The 23275-nt window shown below is 54.2% G+C and carries 21 protein-coding genes; 5 read left to right on the top strand and 16 right to left on the bottom strand.

The window, feature by feature from the left end:
- The first annotated feature begins 79 nt into the window (after positions 1 to 79).
- Together pyrF and yciH are read left to right on the top strand one after the other, a co-directional pair.
- Complete coding sequence (gene pyrF, locus ACOTZC_RS05900; protein ID WP_029740523.1) at positions 80 to 817, top strand: orotidine-5'-phosphate decarboxylase; 738 nt, start codon at positions 80 to 82, stop codon at positions 815 to 817.
- Positions 817 to 1143, top strand: a complete 327-nt coding sequence (gene yciH, locus ACOTZC_RS05895) for a stress response translation initiation inhibitor YciH (RefSeq protein ID WP_045400174.1) — start codon at positions 817 to 819, stop codon at positions 1141 to 1143. Before pyrF ends, yciH begins: the two co-directional genes overlap by 1 nt.
- Before the next feature lie 105 nt (positions 1144 to 1248).
- Here the strand turns inward: yciH and osmB are convergent, their stop codons facing one another.
- The 3 genes from osmB to ACOTZC_RS05880 form a co-directional block, all read right to left on the bottom strand.
- On the bottom strand, positions 1249 to 1467 hold the full coding sequence (gene osmB, locus ACOTZC_RS05890; RefSeq protein WP_008501216.1) for an osmotically-inducible lipoprotein OsmB: 219 nt from the start codon (positions 1465 to 1467) through the stop codon (positions 1249 to 1251).
- Positions 1468 to 1730: 263 nt separating this feature from the next.
- Positions 1731 to 2483: a DNA-binding transcriptional regulator YciT gene (locus ACOTZC_RS05885; protein WP_063409339.1), complete on the bottom strand. Its 753-nt coding sequence runs from the start codon at positions 2481 to 2483 to the stop codon at positions 1731 to 1733.
- Positions 2484 to 2526: 43 nt separating this feature from the next.
- On the bottom strand, positions 2527 to 2709 hold the full coding sequence (locus ACOTZC_RS05880; protein ID WP_029740522.1) for a hypothetical protein: 183 nt from the start codon (positions 2707 to 2709) through the stop codon (positions 2527 to 2529).
- 193 nt (positions 2710 to 2902) lie between these two features.
- Between ACOTZC_RS05880 and ACOTZC_RS05875 the strand changes: the two genes are divergently transcribed.
- The gene (locus ACOTZC_RS05875; RefSeq protein WP_039263551.1) at positions 2903 to 3772 is read left to right on the top strand and encodes a crotonase/enoyl-CoA hydratase family protein; all 870 of its coding nucleotides are present in this window, start codon (positions 2903 to 2905) and stop codon (positions 3770 to 3772) included.
- Here the strand turns inward: ACOTZC_RS05875 and pdeR are convergent.
- The 7 genes from pdeR to ACOTZC_RS05840 all read right to left on the bottom strand — a co-directional run bounded on the left by pdeR (position 3769) and on the right by ACOTZC_RS05840 (position 14827).
- Positions 3769 to 5760 carry a cyclic di-GMP phosphodiesterase gene (gene pdeR / locus ACOTZC_RS05870; protein WP_029740520.1) on the bottom strand — a complete coding sequence of 664 codons (1992 nt, stop codon included), beginning with the start codon at positions 5758 to 5760 and terminating at the stop codon, positions 3769 to 3771. The genes ACOTZC_RS05875 and pdeR overlap by 4 nt on opposite strands.
- Before the next feature lie 323 nt (positions 5761 to 6083).
- A complete protein-coding gene (locus tag ACOTZC_RS05865; protein ID WP_421635660.1) occupies positions 6084 to 8018 on the bottom strand; it encodes an exoribonuclease II in 1935 nt (644 codons plus the stop codon).
- 88 nt (positions 8019 to 8106) lie between these two features.
- Positions 8107 to 9093 (bottom strand): CMD domain-containing protein, encoded by a 987-nt coding sequence (locus ACOTZC_RS05860; RefSeq protein ID WP_421635659.1) that lies wholly within the window; start codon positions 9091 to 9093, stop codon positions 8107 to 8109.
- Between the two features lie 153 nt (positions 9094 to 9246).
- Entirely contained in the window at positions 9247 to 10035 is a 789-nt protein-coding gene (gene fabI / locus ACOTZC_RS05855) for an enoyl-ACP reductase FabI (RefSeq protein WP_003856831.1), read from the bottom strand.
- A gap of 270 nt (positions 10036 to 10305) precedes the next feature.
- The gene (locus tag ACOTZC_RS05850) at positions 10306 to 13401 is read right to left on the bottom strand and encodes a multidrug efflux RND transporter permease subunit (protein WP_421635658.1); all 3096 of its coding nucleotides are present in this window, start codon (positions 13399 to 13401) and stop codon (positions 10306 to 10308) included.
- A 4-nt stretch (positions 13402 to 13405) separates the two neighbouring features.
- On the bottom strand, positions 13406 to 14317 hold the full coding sequence (locus ACOTZC_RS05845) for an ABC transporter six-transmembrane domain-containing protein (RefSeq protein ID WP_168964388.1): 912 nt from the start codon (positions 14315 to 14317) through the stop codon (positions 13406 to 13408).
- 123 nt (positions 14318 to 14440) lie between these two features.
- Positions 14441 to 14827, bottom strand: a complete 387-nt coding sequence (locus ACOTZC_RS05840) for a transporter (RefSeq protein ID WP_421635657.1) — start codon at positions 14825 to 14827, stop codon at positions 14441 to 14443.
- Positions 14828 to 15098: 271 nt separating this feature from the next.
- Here ACOTZC_RS05840 and ACOTZC_RS05835 point away from each other — a divergent pair, with 271 nt between their 5' ends.
- Positions 15099 to 15803, top strand: coding sequence for a response regulator (locus tag ACOTZC_RS05835; RefSeq protein WP_045400158.1), 705 nt, complete (start codon positions 15099 to 15101; stop codon positions 15801 to 15803).
- On the top strand, positions 15800 to 16864 hold the full coding sequence (locus ACOTZC_RS05830) for an ATP-binding protein (protein ID WP_045400155.1): 1065 nt from the start codon (positions 15800 to 15802) through the stop codon (positions 16862 to 16864). The genes ACOTZC_RS05835 and ACOTZC_RS05830 overlap by 4 nt, the downstream gene beginning before the upstream one ends.
- Here the strand turns inward: ACOTZC_RS05830 and ACOTZC_RS05825 are convergent.
- From ACOTZC_RS05825 to sapA, 6 genes are all read right to left on the bottom strand, one after another.
- Positions 16845 to 17786, bottom strand: a complete 942-nt coding sequence (locus ACOTZC_RS05825; RefSeq protein WP_023312052.1) for an ATP-grasp fold amidoligase family protein — start codon at positions 17784 to 17786, stop codon at positions 16845 to 16847. The genes ACOTZC_RS05830 and ACOTZC_RS05825 overlap by 20 nt on opposite strands.
- A 160-nt stretch (positions 17787 to 17946) precedes the next feature.
- A complete protein-coding gene (gene sapF, locus ACOTZC_RS05820; RefSeq protein ID WP_023312051.1) occupies positions 17947 to 18753 on the bottom strand; it encodes a putrescine export ABC transporter ATP-binding protein SapF in 807 nt (268 codons plus the stop codon).
- Between the two features lies 1 nt (position 18754).
- Entirely contained in the window at positions 18755 to 19747 is a 993-nt protein-coding gene (gene sapD / locus ACOTZC_RS05815; protein ID WP_008501228.1) for a putrescine export ABC transporter ATP-binding protein SapD, read from the bottom strand.
- The gene (sapC, locus tag ACOTZC_RS05810) at positions 19747 to 20637 is read right to left on the bottom strand and encodes a putrescine export ABC transporter permease SapC (RefSeq protein ID WP_032656751.1); all 891 of its coding nucleotides are present in this window, start codon (positions 20635 to 20637) and stop codon (positions 19747 to 19749) included. The genes sapD and sapC overlap by 1 nt, the downstream gene beginning before the upstream one ends.
- Positions 20624 to 21589 carry a putrescine export ABC transporter permease SapB gene (gene sapB, locus ACOTZC_RS05805; RefSeq protein WP_023312049.1) on the bottom strand — a complete coding sequence of 322 codons (966 nt, stop codon included), beginning with the start codon at positions 21587 to 21589 and terminating at the stop codon, positions 20624 to 20626. Before sapB ends, sapC begins: the two co-directional genes overlap by 14 nt.
- A complete protein-coding gene (gene sapA / locus ACOTZC_RS05800) occupies positions 21586 to 23226 on the bottom strand; it encodes an ABC transporter substrate-binding protein SapA (protein ID WP_023312048.1) in 1641 nt (546 codons plus the stop codon). The genes sapB and sapA overlap by 4 nt, the downstream gene beginning before the upstream one ends.
- Between the last annotated feature and the right edge of the window lie 49 nt (positions 23227 to 23275).

Here is a 23275-nt window from a genome sequence, read left to right as displayed (position 1 = left end):
TTTGCGGCGTCGGCAGGTAGAATGCTGGCCGTTTATCTGTTCCGCGCCGCTGCGCGCCCATAGACGAAAAGGGCTGGTCATGACGTCTGTTACATCCTCCACTTCCCGCGTAATTACGGATTCTCCTGTTGTTGTTGCGCTTGATTACAATAAGCGTGACGCTGCACTGGCGTTTGTCGACGGCATCGACCCTCGCGACTGCCGTCTGAAAGTTGGCAAAGAGATGTTCACGCTGTTTGGACCGCAAATCGTTCGCGATCTGCAGCAGCGCGGCTTTGACGTTTTCCTCGATCTGAAATTCCACGATATCCCGAATACCACGGCGCACGCGGTTGCCGCAGCCGCAGAGCTGGGCGTATGGATGGTCAACGTCCATGCATCGGGTGGGGCAAGAATGATGACCGCCGCCCGTGAGGCGCTCCTGCCGTTCGGTAAAGATGCACCGTTGCTGATTGCGGTCACAGTGCTGACCAGTATGGACGAAAACGATCTTCGCGACCTGGGCGTGACGTTGTCACCCGCCGAGCATGCCGAACGTCTCGCGCGTCTGACGCAGCATTGCGGCCTGGATGGCGTCGTCTGCTCCGCACAGGAAGCGGTACGTTTCAAATCAGCGCTGGGCCAGGATTTTAAACTGGTTACGCCGGGTATCCGTCCTGCAGGCAGCGACGTGGGCGATCAGCGCCGTATTATGACGCCTGAGCAGGCGCTGGCTGCTGGCGTTGACTACATGGTCATCGGGCGTCCGGTGACGCAGTCTGCCAACCCGGCTGAGACGCTTAAGGCTATCAACGCATCGCTGAAAAAGGGGGCCTAATGACCGATTCCAACAGCCGTCTGGTCTATTCAACTGATAGTGGGCGTATAGACGAGCCGAAAGCGAAAGTGGAACGTCCAAAAGGGGACGGCATCGTTCGGATCCAGCGTCAAACCAGTGGACGAAAAGGGAAAGGGGTTTGCCTTATCTCCGGCATTGACCTGAATGATGCTGAACTGGCAAAGCTGGCGGCCGAGTTGAAAAAGAAATGTGGCTGCGGCGGCGCCGTGAAAGACGGCATTATTGAAATCCAGGGAGATAAGCGCGATTTAATAAAATCTCTGCTGGAAGCCAAAGGTATGAAAGTCAAACTGGCAGGCGGTTAAAATAAATGAGCCACGGCAAATGCCGTGGCTCGTGTTATATACGTGCGTATGTCAGACCTGAAATGCGTTCAAATATCGCAATACCGGGGAAGGCTTAGATAATAATTATTTGCCAACCTGGTGACCGATAATACCACCGACAGCAGCGCCACCTAATGTACCCAGCGTACTACCATCCGTTAATACTGCACCACCGAGAGCACCGGCACCGGCACCAATAGCGGTGTTACGGTCACGTTTAGACCAGTTAGAGCACGCGCTCAGGGACATTGCTACAGTGATTGCCAGAACAGCGGCGGCTAATTTTTTGCTGGTTAAGGTCATAATACTTTCTCCTGAATTATCGATTCACGGAAAGATGTACACGTTAAGTATAGACGAATCGAATACTTAATTCTGTTCTCCGTGAAAGCTGGTCGCGCAGGCGTTACGTAATCACGCAGGTGATAGTCACTTCCTGTTATATCGCTAACATTAATTTTACGACTTTAATGCAGGTTAAACAGGTAAAAACTCTTAAAGAAGTACCAGGAATCATCTCAGAGAAAGAAGGGCGTATGCGCCCGAAATTCGGGCGCGGAGGGAACTCAGGCGGTCATTTTAATAATATTGACGATCAGCCCGTCATCTTCCAGTTTATTACGGTGCGCGTCGCTCAACCGTTCATCGGTAATCACGCGGCTAAAGCGTGAAACCGGGCCCATCGTATAAGGGTGAACTGCGCCAAATTTAGAGCTGTCGGTCAATACAATGGCTTCACACTCTTTTTCCAGCACGGCATTCACGACGTCAGAGCGCATCATATCCCGGCCGGTAAAACCTGTCTCAGGCTGCCAGCCGTCAATCCCGATAAAGGCCTTGCTGAAATGAACCTGCTGAACATACTGACGGGTCAGCGGGCCAACCATGCTTTCACTTTTTTTCTGGTAAATACCGCCCAGCAGAATCACCTCGCAGCGCGTCTCTTTGAGCAAATGCGCGATATAGCTGCTGACGGTGATGATGGTAACGTCTTTTTGATCGGCAAGCGTGCGCGCCAGCAGGGCATTACTGCTGCCGTTTTCAATAAAGACGGTCTCGCCGTTGTTCACCAGTGACGCGGCAAATTCCGCCAGTTCACGTTTGAGCGCGTAGTTATTCATCATACGCGTCTCAACGTCATCACTGTCCAGCGGGACAGCATATCCGTGCGCGCGACGCAGGTAGCTCTGTTTTTCCAGCAGATTAAGATCCTGACGAATGGTGACTTCAGACACGCCAGTGGTTTTAGCGAGATCGACTACGCTTACGCGTCCCTGATCGATGACCATCTGCAAAATGAGTTGTTGTCGGGAATTCATAGCATCCATTTAATAAAGCGAAACGAGGTCGGAGACGGTGGGATTAAACTTCCCACGGCGCTTTTGGCTGTCCGTTTTCTGGCGCATTGTCGGCACCATTCTGAGCAAGAAGTTCAGACTTCAGGATCTCGAGATTACGGATAGCAGAGTGATAATCGCCCGCCACCAGGATATCCAGCACGGTATCAATTCGTTGTGCTACAGCTTGTGCGTCAATAGTCGACATAATCTCACCCCAGGCGCGAAAAGTTAATATTTTCAATGATGCAGAAAATAGGATCAAAAGAGAAGGGAAAAAATGCAATAACTAAATTACATAAACGTAAGTGATAAATTTATTCCCCCTCATGCAGCAGGCTTAATGAGTGGATTAGTCTAAAACTGCGCGCAAGGCGCTTTTTTATAAGAGGAATTAGACTATGACAGTTATCAATCAGCCTACCTGCACACTGTTTACCGATACTGAACGGTTCACGCAGCTGTCAGGGTATTACGAGGCGGAGCGTCACACGGTCTGGATGATGCTGCGGGCTCAGCCACGTCCTTGCTTTAACCATGCGTTAATAGAGGAGATCATGAACTTTTCATGGCTGGTTCGCCAGTCCGGGTTTGCGGTTGATTTTTGGGTAACCGGATCGCTGGTTCCCGAGATGTACAATACGGGCGGTGATTTACAGTTCTTCGTCGAGTGCATTCAGAACGGACGTCGGGAAGCGTTACGGGCGTACGCGCGCGCCTGCGTTGATTGCGTCCATGCGGCCTCGCGGGGGTTTGATACGGGAGCCATCACTCTGGCAATGGTCGAAGGCAGTGCGTTAGGGGGCGGGTTTGAGGCCGCTCTGGCGCACCATTTCGTCCTGGCTCAGCGCGATGCCCGTTTAGGTTTCCCGGAGATTGCCTTCAACCTGTTTCCGGGTATGGGAGGATATTCCCTGGTTGCACGCCGTGCAGGCATGAAGCTGGCGGAGGAACTCATCTACAAAGGGGAATCCCATACGGCTGAATGGTACGAGCAGCACGGGCTGGTGGATGTCCTGTTTGAACCGGGACAAAGCTATGTCTCTACGCGAACCTTCATCGATACGCTGCGGCCAAAACTGAATGGCGTAAGGGCGATGCTGCGCGCCCGTACGCGCGTTCTGCAATTGCCCCGCAGTGAACTGATGGACATCACGGAAGACTGGGTTGATGCCGCTTTCTGCCTGGAGCCGAAAGATATCGCCTACATGGAGCGTCTGGTCACGCTGCAAAACCGCCATCACGCGGCGGGCCTGCGTAAAGCCAGTTAACGTTGATTTCGCGCTTGATATCGTTTTAGCCATCGCTCGAATGCGGCAGCGGGCATCGGCTTAGCAAACAGAAAACCCTGCCGTTCGTTGACGCCGTTCTTGGTCAGAAAGGCGTCTTCTTTTGCATTTTCCACACCCTCGGCAATCACCTGCAGATTTAACGCCTGCGCTACCGCGACGATAGCGCGCACCAGCGACTGGGAAATAGACTGCTTATGAATATCCCTGACGAAAGATTGATCGAGCTTAATGGCGTCGATAGGGAAGCGGGCCAGCTGAGAAAGGGAAGAGTAGCCGGTGCCAAAATCATCCAGATGAATTTGCGCCCCGAGTCGGCTGAACTGCTGGATCACGGACAGCGCCAGCTCTTCATTTTCGATAAGACAGCTTTCGGTCAACTCGACGTCGACCGGGCAGTATTCAAAATTCAGATCCTTCAGCGCCTGCTTTAAGTCGCTGAAGATGGTCTGGTCGGCCAGCTGGCGTGCAGAGACGTTCACCGCCACGCGCAGGTTTATTCCCTTATCGCGCCATTTTGCCACCTGACGAACCACGTCGAGCATCACCCAGCGGCCCAGCGGCACAATCAACCCCGACTCCTCGGCATAAGAGATAAACTCCAGCGGCGGGATCAGGCCGCGTTCTGGTGATTGCCAGCGGACCAGCGCTTCAAGGCTTCTGACTTCTCCGCGCCAGGTTATTTTCGGCTGATAGTGGATCAGAAGCTGATCGTTATCCAGGGCTTTGCGCAGGTTGGTATCCAGCCAGAGATACTCAAACACGCGCTGGTTCATCTCGGGTGAGAAGACGCAGAACTTGCCCCGGCCGTTCTCTTTGGCAGTGTACATGGCGGTATCGGCGTTGCGAATAACGCTTTCCCGGTCGTTCCCGTGCTGCGGGGCGAGGGCGATACCCAGAGAGCAGCCGGTATAAATCTCAATCAGACCGATTCGGAACGGCTGGCGCAGACGGGTTAAAATGCGCGACGCCATCGCCTCCAGAGAGCCCTGAGAGGTATTGGTGGCCATGACGATAAACTCATCGCCGCCTAGACGCGCCAGCACCTGTTCTTCATCCAGACAGCTCAAAATGGCGAGGGCGACAGCCTGCAACAGCTGGTCGCCAAACATATGCCCGTAAGCGTCGTTGACCTTTTTAAAGTTATCCAGATCGAGATACACCACGCCCACCTGCGTGTCGCCGCGGTTGTCGATGGCGTCAGAAATGAGATCGTGGATCGCATTGCGGTTTGGCAGGCCGGTGATGGTATCGGTATTGGCCAGCACGCGCAGCCGCTCCTGAGCGCGGCGCTCCTCGGTAATATCTGTCCCGGAACAGATGAGGAAAATTTCATTTTTACCACTGCCGCTGTGCACGAATTTGTTTCTGAACAGAAACAGCCGCTGCCCTTTACGCGTTTTGATCCAGCGTTCGACTTCGTAGGAGCTGCCGTTGCGAAAAAAACCGGTAATATTGCGCTTTGAGGCTGCCGCTTCGCTGCGGCTCATAAACAGCTTAAATACGTTCTGACCAATGACTTCTTGCTCTTTCAGGCCGGTGTACTCTTCGCTAAGCCGGTTAAAACGTTGAATATTGCCGTGCTGATCGAGGATAACAATGACGGAGTTGGCCTCGGAGACAACCTGTTCCGCAAAAGAGAGCCCCTGAGCCAGATCGCGTGCTACGGAGGGCGTATCATTCCAGGCGGAAGCGGTGCCTGCCCACTCGTTGCGGGTAATTTTACGGCCCACAAGATGAACCGGGACATCTTCCCCGTACAGGGAGAGCGACATGGAAATGCTGGAGGTAATAACGGTTAAATGACGGATGAGATCGGCCTGTTCATCGTCCAGCGCCACGACCTGAGTGACATCGGCATTTTCGCTGGTGGAAAGGTGCAGAGCGTTGCTGTCAGCTGACAGGCGCCACCACGGGCTGTGAGTCCCCATGTAGCGAAACAGCAAATTCTGCTCCAGATCGTCCATCATGTTTTCTCCCGCAGCTGTTCATTAGCGCACAAATTATTCATTTGCTGTCGACTTTTCCGTTGAGAAACAGCGGCAAAACCGAAGTTAACCTGTTGTTTTTCCCTGTTTTCTTATAATAAAACGAGCCAAGTGAAAAAGGATACTGAGCGTATAGAAATTCACGTAACCGAATATAACAACACTCTTTTACTGTAGATAATTATGGCGATTTTGGGCGAAGGGATACTGAAAATAGTAAGGAAAAATAATGATTTTGTGGCGGGGATAAAAAGAAAAATTGTCGGCCCTTCCGGAAAGGAAATGGCCGACAATTGAACCGGTTATCAGGCGACAGGGCGCGCGATAATACTGCGGGTTTCCATGCGAACTTCGGCGATAGTAACGTCAATCACGTCGGTGACTTTGTAAACTGTTTCACCTTTAATTTGCACGGTACCGTTTTCCTGGCTACAGGCCATTTCGTCACGAACCGCATGCAGGAACGGCGCAGGAATAAACGCGACAGCACCGTTATCGACCAGGCGGACGCGCATACCTCCGCGGCTGATATCAATGATCTCTGCGGCGAAACGGGTATCCGTACCGGCTTTATCCTGCAGGAAGCGTGCGTACAGCCAGTCTCCAACGTCACGTTCCGCCATGCGGTTCAGGCGGCGACGATCGGCCATCTGCAGCGTTGTGTCCTCCTGAGGACGGGCAATGGTTTCACCTTTGATAATCGCTTTCAGCAGACGGTGGTTGACCATATCGCCATACTTACGGATCGGCGATGTCCAGGTGGCGTAAGCTTCGAGGCCAAGGCCAAAGTGCGGGCCAGGCTCGGTGCTGATTTCCGCGAAGGACTGGAAGCGACGAATGCGGCTGTCCAGGAAACCCGACGGCTGCGCGTCCAGTTCTCGGCGAAGCTTGCAGAAGCCCGGCAGCGTCAGCACTTCTTCCGGATCAACGTGCACATCGTGAGTCTTCAGCAGGGCCGCCAGCGCTTCGGTATTCGCCGGATCAAAACCGGTGTGGACGTTGTAAATGCCAAAGCCCAGCTTGTCGCGCAGCACGCGTGCGGCGCAGATGTTGGCGGAAATCATCGCCTCTTCAACGATGCGGTTCGCAATGCGTCGCGGTTCGGCCACGATGTCCAGCACTTCGCCTTTCTCACCCAGAACAAAGCGATAATCCGGGCGGTCTTTGAACACCAGCGCATGGGTTTTACGCCACTCGCTGCGGTTGAGGCAGATGCGATGCAGCAGACGGATTTGCGCGGCAATGGCGTCTGATTCAGGTTTCCAGCTACCGGTATTTTCAAGCCAGTCGGAGACGTTATCGTAGGCCAGCTTGGCTTTCGATTCGATGGTGGCGGCAAAGAACTCGATATCGTCTTCAATCGCGCCATCTGCGGCGATCGTCATGCGGCAGGCAAGGACCGGGCGCACTTCATTTGGACGCAGCGAGCAGAGATCGTCTGACAATTCGCGCGGCAGCATCGGAATGTTGAAGCCCGGCAGGTAGTTAGTGAACGCACGGATTTTCGCGGCGTCATCCAGCTTGCTGCCTTCGGCAATCCAGGCGGTTGGATCGGCAATGGCGACGGTCAGATGGAGTTTGCCATCGGCGCCTTCTTCAGCGTAAAGCGCGTCATCCATATCTTCCGTGCTGGCGCTGTCGATGGTGACAAACTCCAGTGCGGTGAGATCGCGGCGCGTCAGACCTTCGTCCTGCATCTCGGTCGCTACGCCGTTCGGCGCTTCTTTTTCAAGATTATGGCGTGCCAGCGTGACCCACCATGGCACGAAATGGTCGGCGCCAAAGGTGATGAACTGGGTCAGCTCAGCATAAAAACCGCGATCGCCTTTCAGGGGATGACGGCGCATTTCTGCTACGGCCCAGTCACCTTCTTTAAAATCATGCTCAACGCCACGGGCGGCGCGGCAGGGAATGGCATCTTTCAGCAGGGGATTATCCGGCACGATAGCAAGACGATCGTCTTTTCTCTGCACCTTACCCACAAAACGGGTCAGGAACGGTTCGATCAGTTCTTCCGGCTCGGCGGACTCGCGGTCCTTCTCGGTATGAATGACGGCCATGACGCGATCGCCATGCATCACTTTCTTCATCTGCGGAGGCGGAATGAAGTAGCTTTTCTGCGCGTCAACCTCAAGGAAGCCAAAGCCCTTTTCCGTGGCTTTTACGACCCCTTCTGCACGCGGCGTCTGGGAATGCAGTTGCTGTTTAAGCTGCGCTAGCAGCGGGTTGTCCTGAAACATAATGTTCTATTTTCGTAGCCATTGAGCGGCTGACAGTTTTACGCGATTCTCACTGTCTCAGCAAGCGCTCTTTGGGTAATTAGTATGGTTATTCCTCTTTACCAAACGCGACTTTCAAACGATTGAGCCAGCCATCAAACGCGCTTCGGGTAAGCAGCATGATGGCATGTTCGCCGGGAAGTCCTTGATCCGTGAGAGGGGTAAACTGCGCGGCGCTGAAGCGGTCCGGAGAGCGCGTCAGCAGTTCGACCGCCGCCGAAAGTGCGGGGGACGTCAGCGGGATCGCTTCGCGGGTGTTTAACAGGATTTCTCCGGTCAGGTCGAGCAGCGACGGCTCGTGGCAAAGGACCGGCGTCAGTGCCTCCAGCGCGGATTCTGCCTGCCAGCGGGACAGCGACTCAAGCTGATGCGCACTCGCATAGCGCAGCTCGACGACGGGCAACAGCGGCACCCAGGCGGCGTGGCTCGCGGGCAGCGTATGCGGCTGAATATGATGACCTGGCAACCAGCGAACGGGGTGTCCTAACAGCGCCTGAAAAACCGCGACCACGCGCGCCTGAAAACCAATAAACCCGATAATCTGGTTAATCACCACAATGTCATATATTGACAGGCCAACCTCATCAAGCTGGTTCTGCGCTTTATCATCAATGACATCTGGGGAGCTGGCGAGCTGGCGGGCATACTGCGTAATTTGCGCCAGACGTCGGTTGCTTTCACGCGAGGAGTCCGGGCCGGGAAGCGGGGCGAGGAGGGCGGCGTAATGGTTACAAAGCCGCTGAACGCCACAGGCCTGGGCGACCGTTAGCGCGGTGCTGAGCCGATCGTAGGCGCTGAGCGTATGCAGGCGGTTCACGGGAATCGAGAGCGGAAACAGCTGGTGGCACAAGGCTCTGGCAGGGGTAAGCCAGCCAGAACAGGCGGCGACAATCTCATCAGGCAGGGCTAAATCGAGCAAAAAACGATCGTCAACGTTAGCGGCTTCGGGCACCAGAGGCAGAACATCTGTCTGCGCGTGGTTCGACTGGGTCTCGTGATACCAGTGGCCTTTGCCGGAAAAACGGCGTTGTTCCATGTGCGTTCCTTGATCTCAAAATGGCGATCAATATCCTGGCGTAAGGCAGATAAAGGGAAAAATATTGTTAGGTGATAACAAATAGCAGAACGGAATAACGAAGGGGCGGTGCGGGGGGGAAACTCTCTTCCCGTGCGGGAAGAGAGTCACAGCTTATTTAATTTCCAGCTCGTTCATTGCAGCGATGTTGAAGCCGCCGTCAACGTGAACTACTTCGCCGGAGATACCAGCGGAAAGGTCAGAGCACAGGAATGCTGCAGAGTTACCCACATCTTCAATGGTAACGGTACGACGAATCGGGGTAACCGCTTCGCAGTGTGCCAGCATTTTACGGAAATCTTTAATACCGGAAGCTGCCAGGGTGCGGATAGGACCTGCAGAGATGGCGTTAACGCGCACGCCTTCAGGACCCATTGCGTTCGCCATGTAGCGTACGTTGGCTTCCAGAGAGGCTTTCGCCAGGCCCATAACGTTGTAGTTAGGGATAGCACGCTCAGCGCCCAGGTAGGACAGGGTCAGCAGGGCTGCGCCCGGGTTCAGCATCGCGCGGCAGGATTTCGCCATCGCAACGAAGCTGTAGGAGCTGATGTCGTGAGCGATTTTGAAGCCATCACGGGTAACCGCGTTCACGTAGTCGCCGTCCAGCTGGTCGCCAGGAGCGAAGCCAATGGAGTGAACGAAACCGTCGAATTTCGGCCATGCTTTTGCCAGTTCAGCAAACATGCCGTCGATGCTTTCGTCTTGTGCAACGTCACATTCCAGAACAATGCTGGAACCCAGCTGCGCGGCAAACTCTTCAACACGGCCTTTCAGCTTGTCGTTCTGGTAGGTGAACGCCAGCTCAGCGCCTTCGCGATGCATTGCCTGTGCGATGCCGTATGCGATGGACAGTTTGCTGGCAACGCCAGTCACCAGAATGCGCTTACCGGAAAGAAAACCCATAGCTTTAATCCTTATATTCATTGCTAATTTTGCCTTGTAATTCATAGCGTTACAGGCAGTATTTCAAAATCATTCGAAATTAGCTCGAAATTATAGCCCACTCACAGCCCCTTGTGTCACGATATTTCTCGCTGTTCTCCGAAGACGCCTGCTCCGAAGAATGCGCCGCGGACTCGCGGGGGCTCAAAATTTCAGCATTCGTCCAGTATATCACCCGGCAACAGCTTCGCCTCATCCAACCAGCGAGGAAGCGCGATCCCGCAAGGGTATTCACGCTTTCCTGAGGTTGTCGATGAAGCGCGCGATGACGATAAAGAAAACCGGTACGAAGAAAATGGCGAGAAGCGTACCGCTAATCATCCCGCCAAATACGCCGGTACCGATGGCATGCTGCGTACTGTCGCTCGCCCCATGGGCCAGCATCAACGGAACAACCCCTAAGGTGAAGGCTAACGACGTCATCAGAATAGGGCGCAGGCGCTGGCCGGCGGCATGAATGGTTGCCGCCAGCAGGGGCTGCCCCTGGCGATGGAGCTGCCTCGCAAATTCAACAATCAGAATGGCGTTTTTGGCCGACAGGCCGATAAGCGTAATCAGGCCGACCTTGAAGAAAACGTCATTCGTCATGCCGGCAACGGACACCGCGATCACCGCGCCAATAAGACCCAGCGGAACGACCAGCATGACCGCAAATGGAATAGACCAGCTCTCATACAGGGCGGCGAGCACCATAAACACGACCAGTATCGACAGGACGATAAGGCCCGGAAGCTGAGATTCCGATTTTCTCTCCTGCAATGAACTCCCGGCCCACTCGCCAGCCATGCCCTGAGGTAAATCTCTGGACAAACTCTCCATAACCTTCATTGCGGTGCCGCTGGATGCTCCCGGCGCCGCATTTCCGGTAATGCGAATAGCCGAATATCCCTGATAACGCGTCAGCTGCTGGGGCGCAACGTTCCAGGAAAGCGTGGCAAACGTCGATACCGGCACCATCTGTCCCATCCGGTTTTTCACTGATAATGTCAGTATCTGCTCAGGCTGCATTCGGTAGGGCGCATCGGCCTGAATGATCACCTGCTGAACGCGGCCGTTGTTCGTATAGTCATTAACGTAATTTGAGCCCAGGGTGACGGAGAGCGTCTGGTTGATTTCATCAAACGAGACGCCCATTGCTTCCGCCTTTTCTCTGTCCAACTGGAGCGCAAGGTTTGTTCCTTCCGGCAGACCGTCTATATACACGTCACTCAGTTCAGGGCGCTGGTTGGCCTGCAGGACCAGCGCGTCGGCAGCGCGCTTTAACGCCTCGTAGCCCAGTCCCGCTCTGTCCTGCACGTACCAGGTGAAGCCCGACGAGGTGCCCATATCCGAAATGGCCGGCGGGAGCAGGCTCATCGTGACGGCATCAGAGACGTTTGCCATGCTGGCCTGTATCCGGTCGGCTTCCCCCTGGGCCGTCGAGCCCTGCCGATCTTTCCAGTCTTTCAGCGTGGTGAAGGCCATAGCCGAGTTTGGCCCTGAACCTGAAAATCCAAAGCCCAGGATCATAATGTTGCTTTCAATATCCGGCCGGGTCGCAATTTCCTCTTCAAATTTTTTAACCACGTTGAGGGTACGCTGCATCGTGGCATCTGAAGGCAACTGGATTGAGGACATAAAGTAGCCCTGATCTTCATCCGGCAGAAAAGACGATGGTAGCGAAGACAATCCCAAAAACAGCGCAGCACAAAGCGCAGCGTACAGGAGCAGCATACGCCCGGTTCGCTTCAGAACGGCACCCAGCCCGGCTTCGTAACAGGCGGTGAGCGAACGGAAGCGCGCGTTAAACCCGACCGCGAACCTTCCGCCTCCGCTCTTTCCTGCCTTATGCGGCTTGAGTAACGTTGCGCACAGGGCAGGCGTCAGCGTCAGGGCAAGAAACGCGGACAGCAGTATGGAAACCGCCATGGAAATACAAAATTGTCGGTAGATAATCCCGACGGATCCTTCCGCAAACCCCATGGGAATAAAGACGGCGGTCAGCACCAGCGTGATGCCAATAATCGCCGGGGTGATTTCCTGCATGGCTTGCCGCGTGGCGTCACGCGGGGACAGGCTTTTTTCCTCCATCAGTCGTTCAACGTTCTCCACGACCACAATGGCATCATCAACGATAATGCCTATCGCCAGCACCATACCGAACATCGTCAGAATATTGATGGAGTAGCCGCTCAACAGCATCACGGTGAAGGTGCCAAGAAGTGCGACGGGAGCAACAATCGCCGGGATAAGCGTACAGCGTATCTTGTGCAGAAACAGCAGCATAACCAGGAAGACGAGGACCATCGCTTCTACAAATGTCTGAACAACCTTCATGATAGAAAGTTTCACAAACGGCGCGGTATCGAAGGGGATCGTAAACGCCATTCCTTCGGGTAACACCCGGGAAAGTTCGTCGATGCGCGCCCGTACGCCGGAAGCCGTACTCATCGCATTCGCACCAGGCGAGAGCTGGATTGCTGCCGCCGTTGCGGGCACGCCATTTTCACGGATACCAAAGGCGTAGCTTTGCAGGCCAGATTCAATCCGCGCAATGTCGGACAGTTTCAGGCGGGCGCCGGATGCGTCAGATTTCAGGGTGATATTCCTGAACGCCTCTACCGAGGAGAGCTGTCCCTTCACGGTGATGGGATACGTCACCCCTTGTCCTGCAGAGGCGGGCTCATCTCCCGTTTTGCCGGGCGAAACCAGGGCATTTTGCTGGCCAACGGCGGTAAGAACATCGCTTACCGAAAGCCCGTAGCCGTGGAGCTTCATGGGATCCAACCAGATGCGCAGCGCTTTTTCGCCGCCAAACAGCTGAACTTTCCCTACGCCGGGCACGCGACGAAGCTCGTCACTGACGTTTCTGGCAAAATAGTCGCTTAAATCGGCTTCCTCAAATTGACCCGTCGCGGACTTAAGCCCCACCATCATTAAAAAGCCAGAGTTAGCGGCCTCGACGTTAATCCCGTTTTGCCTTACCGCCTGAGGTAGACGAGGCTCGACGATCTTAATCTGATTTTGCAGATCCATCTGCGCCAGCTTGATGTCCGTGCCCGGTTTAAACGTGACGGTAATCGATGCCGAACCGGTTGTGTCACTGGATGATTCAAAGTAGAGCAAATTATCTACGCCAGAGATTTCGCGCTCGATTAACGATACCACCGACGTGTTCATGATATCGGGACTGGCCCCCGGATAACTGACGGAAATAATGATTCCAGGCGGTGCTACCGCCGGATACTGCGCAACCGGTAAACGGGGAATAGACAGGAGTCCTGCCAGAACGATAAAAAGCGCTACTACCCAGGCGAAAACGGGGCGTTCAATAAAAAAATGCGGCATTAAATTAACGTCCGGTTACGTGAATTTCATCATCAGTGGATACGCGCTTGCCGATATCCCTGAGCTGCGAAAATTTCTCAAGAAGCTGCGGCGCGTCATCGAGGCTCGTTGCGAACATCCACATATAGGTCATCACCGAGTAAATATGTCCGGCGGTGATGCCGGTTGAGCGCGTCATCCAGACGATGGTCAGCGTAAAAAGCGCGGCAACAAGCACGCCAACCCACAAATAGCCCCACGCCTCGCGGTCAGATAATGCGATACGTAAACGCGCCAGCGTGGAGTAATGTCGGTGAAGCGTGGCCGTGCCCGCCTTATGGACATAATCCACTTCTTTTTCCAGCCGATTATTCAGGCGCATGAACAGCCATTCATTTTTACGGGCATATTCTGAGACAAATCCGAGCAGGATAAATACAATCGCAAAGCACATGACGCCGGCCCAAAATTCAATAAACAACAACATGATTGCGGCACCAAAAAGTGAGCTCAGCGAGGTAATAAGCAGGGGAAGGTGCATTTCAAAGAAATCCACATATTCGCGCGAGAGCGTTACCCTGGCGGCGATCGCCGAATGGTTAAGCTGGTATTTGCGCTGTGCCAGGACGACGGAAACCGCGAGTCCGGCATAAATGCGTGCAAACGTGCGCGTGTCTACGCTTCGTCTGGCCGCACCGATGAACCACATGCAAAGTACCATCAGGCCATACAGCGCGGCGTTAAGCGTTTCACCGGCGAGGATGGCATTTATCGCGATGCCAGCCAGAACGGGATAAAGTAAAAACGTCACGTTTTCGGCCACCACCAGGAAAAAAGTGACAACCAGTTTTTTCCGGTGCCGTATCGCGAGTTTTTTTAGCGAGTGCATCACTCCGGCAGGTTCAGAAGAACGAAAATTATTATTACGGTTCATCATTATGGGTAAGTCATGTCAGACTTTTCAGTGAGTTATTTTTGTGTGAAAGAGTGAGGTAGAGACTCTACCGCGCGCCTGTTTAGCGGACATGGGCGGTTTATGGAGGACGTGTGGAGCAGCGGCTCAAATCATTCTAATAATGAGGTACAGCGGTGCTCCGCCAAAAAAAATGATCAAATAACACTCGTAGTAAAAGATCAGATCTTCGATATCGGGCATCGCGTTTAACAGTACGGTGAACGTAATAATGAGATAGACAAAAATCATCATCAGCCAGAAGGCGACGACGAGTAGCTCAGTCAACGCGCCGGCTTTATTTTGGATCATCAGAGAGACCACCGACAATGCGATGCAGCCATAGATAATGGGTGAAGAGAGCAGCGTCGAGGCGACTTTTTCATCCATTCTGTGCACCAGTACCAGCCAGGTATAAAGTAATCCCCACGACAGCAGCAGGAACAGGGAATATATACCCAGTTTTTTAGGAGAGAAATATTTAGAAAGTTCCATGTTCATTATTTCAGCCAACTTCATAAAATCTTGAAGAAACAGTGGTAATTTGCAACGCGCAATGCACAAAGGACTATGCCTCAATAGCGATTATGCGCGGACATTGTCGAGTCTTTATTGACTGAATGTGTAGGCTGTGTGGAGAAATAACCGGGCATTTAAATCAACCTGGAAATTTTCGTGACCACGGCACTTTTTCGCGGAGGCCGTGTCTTATTGTGCTAAAGATATCTGATAGCGTGCTCAAAGGGATTTCACCCACGGAGATAAAATGCACAAAAATACGCTGATCCTTATTGTTGAAGATGAAGACGAAATCGCCGATATACTGATGAGCTACTTAGAGCGTTCGGGAATGAAAACGCTCAGAGCCAGGCAGGGCGAGCAGGCCATAACGCTCAATCGCCTCCATAAACCGGATCTCATATTGCTGGACATTCACCTGCCCGTATGTGACGGCTGGAGCGTACTTACCACGCTTCGTCAGGAAAGCGCTGTCCCCGTCATTATGGTTTCCGCTCTCGATCAGGATGTCGATAAGCTCATGGGGCTGAGGCTGGGCGCGGATGATTACGTGATCAAACCCTTCAACCCTTCTGAAGTCGTCGCCCGGGTTGAGGCGGTGCTGCGCAGGACAAAACCCGCGCTTCAGCAGGCGGGTTCCCAGCCGCTCAGAACGCCATTTATTACGGTCTACCCGGATGACTTCTACGTGGAAGTCACCGTGGGGGCAGAGGTTGTCTCCCCGGTATTAACGACGACCGAATTTAAATTGCTCACATACCTGGTGAGATATCCGCGAAAGGTCTGCTCACGCGAAGAGCTACTCAATGCGTGTCTGCCGGAAGGGGATACACTCGACAGAACGGTCGATAGCCACATGAGCAAGTTGCGTAAAAAACTGGAGCTGGCCGGCCTTTACGGTGTTCCCGAGAGCATCAGAGGCATGGGTTACCGGCTTGGGGAAAAGAAATGAACAAAGAGTCTGTCCTGAGTCGTCAGATCTTAACGTATATGCTGTTGCTGACGTTTACGATCATTGCCATCGCCATACTCGGCTCCTGGTTTTTTTACTCCTTTATTCTGGATCACCTCCCGGGCGGCCCTGCTGCGGGCGATGACGAGCAGATGACGATGTGGGACTGGGCATGGATTGGGACCGCGACTACGATCAGTATGATTATTGCCCTCTTTTTCACGGTCAAACTTTCATCGCGGATACTCACCCCGCTAAACGCGGTAGCGTCCAGCCTGAAAAAGATTTCTCAGGGCGATCTGGACGCCAGGGCATTTTGCGCCAGTTCCCGGCTGGGTGAGATCAATCACCTGGTGACGGATTTCAATGAAATGGCGGAAAAATTACAGACGCTGGATATTCAGAGGAAATCCTGGAATGCCGCTATCGCGCATGAGCTGAGAACCCCGGTCACGATCTTACGCGGACGGCTTCAGGGGTTGGTTGACGGCGTTTTTACCCCGGATCCGGTGCTGTTTAATAATCTTCTCAAACAGACGGAAGGGTTAACCCGCCTGATTGAAGATCTCCGGGTTGTCAGTTCGGATGGCGGGGCGGGATACACGTTATGCCAGTCCAAAACCGATCTAAAAGGGACAATACAGAACGCACTTGATACGTTCATGCCCGAGTTCATCCGTAAGGCGTTTACCGTCAATACAGACCTTAGGGAGCAGCAGTGCGTATTCGATCCATTACGCATCAATCAGTGTCTGACCGTTTTATTTGATAATGCCTTACACTATTCAACCTCGCGCACGCTCATCGTGAAAAATGGCGTTTCTGATAAAGGCAATTATATCCTTATTCAGGACGGGGGACCGGGCATCCCCAGAGAGTTTCATGATTTCCTGTTTCAGCCCTTTCAGCGCGATAATGGCGCCAGACATGTGAACCCGGAAGGCTGTGGCTTGGGCTTGTCGGTGGTAAAAGCCATCATGCTGGCTCATGGTGGCGATGTTTCCTATACCTTATCGACGCAAAACCACTCGATATTTAAGCTCACCTGGCCCGACTCGTGAGCTTCAGCGGCAGGTCAAATCTGCCTGCCGGCGATAAATGCCATATTTTTCCTAATTTAGCATCCCATTCCTGCGGGGTAATCGTCAGTTTACCGCGTCTTGGGCTTAAGGTTATTTCGCTGAAATAGATTTCATCTTTTTTTAGCATAAGGTCAACGCGGCAGTAGTCAATTCCATCCGCCAGCTCCTGGGAGGCCAACAGTGCCTGACGGAACAAGAGCGGTTCGCCAGGCGTTGCTGAAGTATTCGGATATTCCATCCGGAAGGGTTGTAAGTTCCACTGCCTGTCATAAACGTTGATAAACCCTTTGCCGTTATCATCCGTAAAATCTGCTTCTACATAGTGGGCAACGCCATGAAAACAGTGGATCCTCAGCATTTCGGGCGTTGTGTTTCTGTCAGCATCGTCGAAGAGATCGACAAACGGCTCGCAAAGTATGCTCGGCGTAATGTTTTTGTACTGCCATTCGCGCGTGGTGTAGTAAAGATTTTTCTTTAACGCGAGGCTCAGCTTTTTACACGCTTCTTTTTCATTAAATTGCGCTTTGTTTGTACATATTATTGTGCTGCCGCTGTCATGGTTGCACTTAAGGACGAATTTGTCAGGAAGAATTGAAAAATCAATCTGCGACGGCCGGGTATAAACGCCAATTAATGGCACCGTTTTCACGCGCGTTGTTCTGGAGGAAACGTATGCCCGAACGGCGAGTTTATCCGCAAGCATCGTGTAGAATTTATTATGGTCATAGACCAGACGATGACATATTTTTTCACTCAACGTCGTGGGCGAGTTAATGTCAGGAGTTTCCCCGGTCGATTTTTTAAGCCTCACGGTATGAAAATGCAGGTCCGTCACTAAAAATGAGCGGCATTTTCTGATGAGATACTCTGTGTATTTTAAAACGTAAGTGGCGGTGTTCATTTCTTCTCCTCCGTAATGTCCGGATATTCTGGAGAAGAACTGTTGATTGATATTGCTTAAAATATGGAGCAGGGATGGAGACGAAAATTAAAGGATTAAATAGCGCACGCAGATTATTTAATCCTTAATTTAATGGGGTAGTTTTTGTGAAGCGTCGCGCTTAGCGGTCCTTTCTCCACGCATCGGCGGTTAATGCTTCACCGAAATGACCGGCAATCAGCCGTTTTGTCAGTTCATGAAGCGGAGAGGCCATCACATCCGCGGTGCTGCCGCGCTCTACCACTTCACCCTGGTGCATGACCATCACCTGATCGCTGATGTGCTTCATCATTCCCAGATGCTGGGTGACGTAGATATACGAGATCCCCTGTTTTTCCTGCAATTCCAGCATCAGGTTAATCAGCTGCGAGCGCATCGACATATCCAGCGAGGCAAGCGCTTCATCCGCAATGATCACTTTTGGCCGCAAAATCAACGCACGCGCCAGACCCAGACGCTGTTTCTGGCCTGGTGCCAGCATATGCGGGTAGTAGCTTTCGTGATCCGGCAACAGCCCAACCATACGCAGGGTTTCAAATACGCGCTTACGGCGCGCCTCTGGCTCCAGGTCGGTGTTCAGACGCAGCGGAAAATCGAGGATCTGCGAAATGCGCTGGCGCGGGTTAAGCGAGGTAGACGGATCCTGGAAGATCATGCGGATGCGCTGGCTGCGGAAAGAGTAGTCGCCGAACGTCAGAGGATGATCGTCAATCAGCACTTCGCCTGCAGTCGGTTCAACCATGCCAGCGAGCATTTTCGCCAGGGTGGATTTCCCGGAACCGTTCTCGCCGATGATCGCCAGGGTCTGTTTTTCACGCAGCGTAAAGCTCAGCGGCTTCACCGCGTCGACAGTTTGACGATGAAACAGCCCCGTGCGGTAGCGAAAGGTCTTACTCAGGTTGCGGACTTCCAGTAAGGTTTCGACCATTTCACTCTCTCTCCATGTTCAGCGGGAAATGACAGGCGTATAGATGATTTTTGGCCCCGGTCAGGCGTGGCGTCTCGATACATTTACGCTGAGCATAGGGACACCGCGGCCCCAGACGACAGCCTATCGGCAGGGATTCCAGCAGCGGAATCGCCCCCGGCAGGGTATTCAGGCGACTCTTATGCGGCATCGCGCTGCCAAAATCTGGAATGGCGCGAATAAGCGCCTGCGTATACGGGTGGTGCGGCGCGGTGATCAGATCTTCACTCGGCGCGGTTTCGACCGTTTGTCCGCAGTACATCACGTCAATTTTATCCGCCCATTTGCTGAGCATTTGCAGGTCATGGCTGATCAGCAAAATGGTGGTGTTGTTATTCTGGTTGAGACGCGACAGCAGGCGGAAAATTTGCGCCTGCGTGGTGGGTTCCATCGCGTTGGTGGGCTCATCCGCAATCAGCAAACGCGGCTGATTGGCCAGCGCGATAGCAATCATCACTTTCTGACATTCGCCGTCGGTCAGCTCATAAGGGAAGCTGCGCATCGCATCTTTGTGATCTTTGATCCCGACGCGGTGTAAAAGCTCGATGGCGCGGCGCTTGCGCCAGCCAACGCGTTGCCACCAGCGGCCTTTATAGGTCCAGCCGGGAATATTCTGCATGAGCTGTTTACCCACGCGTTCGGACGGATCGAGACAGGACTGCGGCTCCTGGAAAATCATCGAGACGTTATGCCCGACCAGCTTACGCCGCTCGCGGGGGGAGAGGCGCAGCAGATCGATATCGTCAAAACGCATACGGTCTGCCGTCACGCGCCAGTTGTCTTTCGCCACGCCGCATATAGCTTTGGCAATCAGGCTTTTTCCCGAGCCGGATTCCCCCACCAGCCCGCGAATTTCACCCTCCGCGAGGGTGATACTGATGCGATCGACGGCTTTAACCCAGCCTTCACCGGTTTTGAATTCGATGGTGAGGTTGCGAATATCAAGAAGCGGCATTATTGCACCCCCGCGTTAATTGCACGGCGAATACCGTCGCCCAGCAGGTTGATAAGCAGCACGCTCACCATAATGGCCGCACCCGGCAGCATGACCGTCCACGGTGCCACGTAGATTAACTCCAGCGCGTCGCCGAGCATCGCACCCCATTCGGGCGACGGCAGCTGTGCACCGAGATCGAGGAAGCCGAGCGCCGCGATGTCCAGGATCGCCATCGACAGGGCGCGGGTGATCTCTGTGACCAGCCCGGCGGCGATGTTGGGCAGCACGGCAAACCACAGAATGTTGAAGGTCGTCGCGCCGTCCAGACGCGCGGCAACGACGTACTCTTTTTCCAGTTCATCATGCACCATGCTGTAAACCGAGCGCACGATGCGGGGCAGGATAGCCAGCCAGACGGCGAACATGGCGTGCGACAGGTGCGGACCGGCAAAGGCAACAACGATGATCGCCAGCAGCAGGGACGGAATCGACAGCAGGGTATCCAGAATGTGGTTAAGGACCGCCGAACGCAGGCCATGGGTGGATCCCGCAAAAATACCGAGCGCCAGCCCGCAGATCGTAGCCGCGAGCGTCACCACAAATGCGCCACCCACCGTCGGGGCTGCACCGCTCAGCAGGCGGCTCAACACGTCACGTCCGAGGTCGTCCGTTCCCAGGAAGAAAGAGACTTCACCGTAGCGCGACCAGGACGGTGGCAGCAGCTGATAGCCAAGGAACTGCTGGTCGATGCCGTACGGCGCAAACCACGAGCCAAAGACGCAAAGCAACACCAGGCCGGCGCAGCCGTAAAGGCCGATCATAGCCGTGGTGTCACCGTAGAACTTACGCCACACGGTACGCAGCACGCCGGGCGTGCGCTTTTCACTGTATACGCTATCGTAAGGCATACCATTCCTTATGCTTCAATGGGTTAGCCATGGCACCCAGAATATCGGACAACACGTTAACAATAATCACCAGCGAACCAATCACCATCACGCCGGCAGAAATAGCGGCGTAGTCCTGCTGGCGGATGGCGTTAATCAGCCATCGCCCCAGGCCCGGCCAGCTAAAGACCATCTCGGTGATCATGGCCAGCGTCAGCATGGTGGAAAACTGTAATCCCAGACGCGGAATTACCGGCGGCAGCGCGTTGTGCAGGACGTTGCGGCGCAGGATGGTCAGGCGCGACAGCCCGCGCGTGGCGGCGGCTTTGACGTAGTTCTGGTCAAATACCTCAATGGTGCTCAGGCGCATCAGGCGGATCACTTCGGTGGTTGGCGCAACCGCCAGCGTCAGCACCGGCAATACCATATGGCGCACGGCGCTGACGATCATCTCATGGCGCCACACCGAATCGGACAGCCACGCGTCAATGATGGCAAAACCCGTCACCGTTTTAACCGTATAGAGCAGGTCAAAGCGACCCGAAACCGGCAGCCAGCCCATCGTCAGCGAGAAGAACAGCGTTAGCAGCAGCGCCAGCCAGAAAACCGGGATGGAGAAGCCGAACAGGGCGAGGGCGCTGATAAACTTATCCTGCCATTTGTTGCGATAGATCCCGGCGAGCATGCCAACGGGGATGCCGACCATCAGGGCAAAACCGAAGGCCAGAATGCACAGCTCCATCGTGGCCGGGAACACCTCTTTCAGCTGCTGTGAAATCAGCTGCCCGTTAATGCTGGACACGCCGAAATCCCAGTGCAGCAGCCCGTTAAACCAGAACAGCCAGGCATCCCACAGCGACGACCCCTGGAGCGGGGCGTGGGGCGTGAAATAGCTCAGGCTGAAGCCGACAAAGTTCAGGAAAAAGAGCGTCACCAGCAGCAAAAGGAGCCGACGTAAGGTAAAAATAATCATGGTTTTTTCACCTCTTGTTCTTTTTCACGCGACACGCCGGCGAACGAGGCGTTGCCGAACGGGCTCAGCACCAGGCCTTTAATATCATAACGATAGGCCTGAAGGCGCAGGGAAGAGGCCAGCGGCAGCACCGGGAGTTCCTGGGCAAGGATCTTCTGCGCTTCATCATAGGCGTCGATGCGCGAGGCCAGCTGCTGGGAAGCCAGCGCTTTTTGCAGCACGGCGTCAAACTCCCGGTTACACCAGTGGGCGTAGTTGGTCTGCGAATTTATCGCCGCACAGCTTAACAGCGGCCGGAAGAAGCTGTCCGGATCGTTACTGTCGGTCGCCCAGCCGGTCAGGGTTAAATCATGATTCATGTCCATCAGGCGCGCCTCCTGGAAACGGCCCTCAACCGGTACGATGATCACTTTGACGCCCACCTGCGCCATATCTGCCTGCAGCAGTTCGGCGGTCTTGAGCGGGCTCGGATTCCACGCCTGGGAGCTGGTTGGCACCCAAAGCTGCAGCGTAAGGTTTTCCGCCCCCAGCGCCTTCAGCTGTTCACGCGCTTTTGCCGGATTGTATTCCGTAATTTTAGCTTCACCGTCATAGGCCCACGAGGCGCGCGGTAAAATTGAGGCGGCGGTTTCCGCCGTGCCGTAGTAGATCGACTGCATTAAACGCTGGTTGTTAATCGCCAGCGCCAGAGCGTGACGTACGGCAGGGTTATTCAACGGCGGCTTATCCGTGTTAAAGGCCAGATAGGCGATATTCATGCCCGGGCGTAACGTCAGGCGCAGGCGCGGATCGTCGCGCAAAATGGTGAGCTGGCTGGCCGCGGGCCAGGCGAGTACGTCGCACTCCCCGGTGAGCAGTTTTGACAGACGTCCTGTCCCACCTGAACCGAGATCGACCACCACCTGCGGCATCAGCGGAGTGCCGCGCCAGAAATGCTCATGACGCTGCAGACGAATATATTGCCCGGCGCGGTATTCGGCGAGCTGGAACGGACCGGTACCAACCGGCTGACGATCGAGCAACTCCTGACGATCTTTTTTTGTCAGGTTCGCCGCGTATTCAGCGGACATGACTGACGCATAGTGGGTCGCCAGGTGCCAGAGGAAGGAGGCATCCGGGCGCGTCAGCGTAAATTCAACCGTGCGGTTGTCCAGCTTGCGCACGCTCTTGACGGTGTCGGCAAACTGCAGGCTGTCGAAATAGGGGAAGTTGCTGCCGTTAACGTTATGCCACGGGTGGTTGCGGTTAAAGATGCGCTGGAAGGTAAAGACCACGTCATCTGCGTTCAGCTTGCGCGTGGGGGTAAACCACGGCGTGCGTTGAAATGCGACGTCATCGCGCAGATGAAAACGGTAGGTTGCGCCGTTATCCAGCACTTCCCAGCTTTCCGCAAGCTCAGGCACCAGACGGTAGGTGTACGGATCAACATCAAGCAGACGGTCGTAAAGCTGCGCGGCCAGGGTATCCACGATCAGGCCGCTGCCCGCTTTTTGCGGGTTGAAGGTGTCCACCTGGCCGCTTACGCAATAGACGAAGCCGCTGTCACGAATGTCAGGCTGCGGAGTTAGCCCGGGCGCGGCAAAGGCCAGGCTGCTAAACAGACCGAGAGCAAAAAAGGACGATAAAACCAGACGCATAATTTTTAAGGTTTTTAGGTTTGATCTGCAAAGTGTATCGCACTTACGC

It is taken from the genome of Enterobacter cloacae complex sp. SHL009, from assembly GCF_049237205.1.
Lineage (GTDB): Bacteria > Pseudomonadota > Gammaproteobacteria > Enterobacterales > Enterobacteriaceae > Enterobacter > Enterobacter cloacae_M.
The sequence above is the reverse complement of the archived record's forward strand: the minus strand, read 5'-3'. Positions and strand labels throughout refer to the sequence as shown.

Excerpts from the sequence above, each read along its gene's own strand:
- pyrF (WP_029740523.1), top strand. The coding sequence starts at position 80 with ATGACGTCTGTTACATCCTCCACTTCCCGCGTAATTACGGATTCTCCT.
- yciH (WP_045400174.1), top strand. The coding sequence starts at position 817 with ATGACCGATTCCAACAGCCGTCTGGTCTATTCAACTGATAGTGGGCGT.
- osmB (WP_008501216.1), bottom strand. The coding sequence starts at position 1,467 with ATGACCTTAACCAGCAAAAAATTAGCCGCCGCTGTTCTGGCAATCACT.
- ACOTZC_RS05885 (WP_063409339.1), bottom strand. The coding sequence starts at position 2,483 with ATGAATTCCCGACAACAACTCATTTTGCAGATGGTCATCGATCAGGGA.
- ACOTZC_RS05880 (WP_029740522.1), bottom strand. The coding sequence starts at position 2,709 with ATGTCGACTATTGACGCACAAGCTGTAGCACAACGAATTGATACCGTG.
- ACOTZC_RS05875 (WP_039263551.1), top strand. The coding sequence starts at position 2,903 with ATGACAGTTATCAATCAGCCTACCTGCACACTGTTTACCGATACTGAA.
- pdeR (WP_029740520.1), bottom strand. The coding sequence starts at position 5,760 with ATGATGGACGATCTGGAGCAGAATTTGCTGTTTCGCTACATGGGGACT.
- ACOTZC_RS05865 (WP_421635660.1), bottom strand. The coding sequence starts at position 8,018 with ATGTTTCAGGACAACCCGCTGCTAGCGCAGCTTAAACAGCAACTGCAT.
- ACOTZC_RS05860 (WP_421635659.1), bottom strand. The coding sequence starts at position 9,093 with ATGGAACAACGCCGTTTTTCCGGCAAAGGCCACTGGTATCACGAGACC.
- fabI (WP_003856831.1), bottom strand. The coding sequence starts at position 10,035 with ATGGGTTTTCTTTCCGGTAAGCGCATTCTGGTGACTGGCGTTGCCAGC.
- ACOTZC_RS05850 (WP_421635658.1), bottom strand. The coding sequence starts at position 13,401 with ATGCCGCATTTTTTTATTGAACGCCCCGTTTTCGCCTGGGTAGTAGCG.
- ACOTZC_RS05845 (WP_168964388.1), bottom strand. The coding sequence starts at position 14,317 with ATGATGAACCGTAATAATAATTTTCGTTCTTCTGAACCTGCCGGAGTG.
- ACOTZC_RS05840 (WP_421635657.1), bottom strand. The coding sequence starts at position 14,827 with ATGGAACTTTCTAAATATTTCTCTCCTAAAAAACTGGGTATATATTCC.
- ACOTZC_RS05835 (WP_045400158.1), top strand. The coding sequence starts at position 15,099 with ATGCACAAAAATACGCTGATCCTTATTGTTGAAGATGAAGACGAAATC.
- ACOTZC_RS05830 (WP_045400155.1), top strand. The coding sequence starts at position 15,800 with ATGAACAAAGAGTCTGTCCTGAGTCGTCAGATCTTAACGTATATGCTG.
- ACOTZC_RS05825 (WP_023312052.1), bottom strand. The coding sequence starts at position 17,786 with ATGAACACCGCCACTTACGTTTTAAAATACACAGAGTATCTCATCAGA.
- sapF (WP_023312051.1), bottom strand. The coding sequence starts at position 18,753 with ATGGTCGAAACCTTACTGGAAGTCCGCAACCTGAGTAAGACCTTTCGC.
- sapD (WP_008501228.1), bottom strand. The coding sequence starts at position 19,747 with ATGCCGCTTCTTGATATTCGCAACCTCACCATCGAATTCAAAACCGGT.
- sapC (WP_032656751.1), bottom strand. The coding sequence starts at position 20,637 with ATGCCTTACGATAGCGTATACAGTGAAAAGCGCACGCCCGGCGTGCTG.
- sapB (WP_023312049.1), bottom strand. The coding sequence starts at position 21,589 with ATGATTATTTTTACCTTACGTCGGCTCCTTTTGCTGCTGGTGACGCTC.
- sapA (WP_023312048.1), bottom strand. The coding sequence starts at position 23,226 with ATGCGTCTGGTTTTATCGTCCTTTTTTGCTCTCGGTCTGTTTAGCAGC.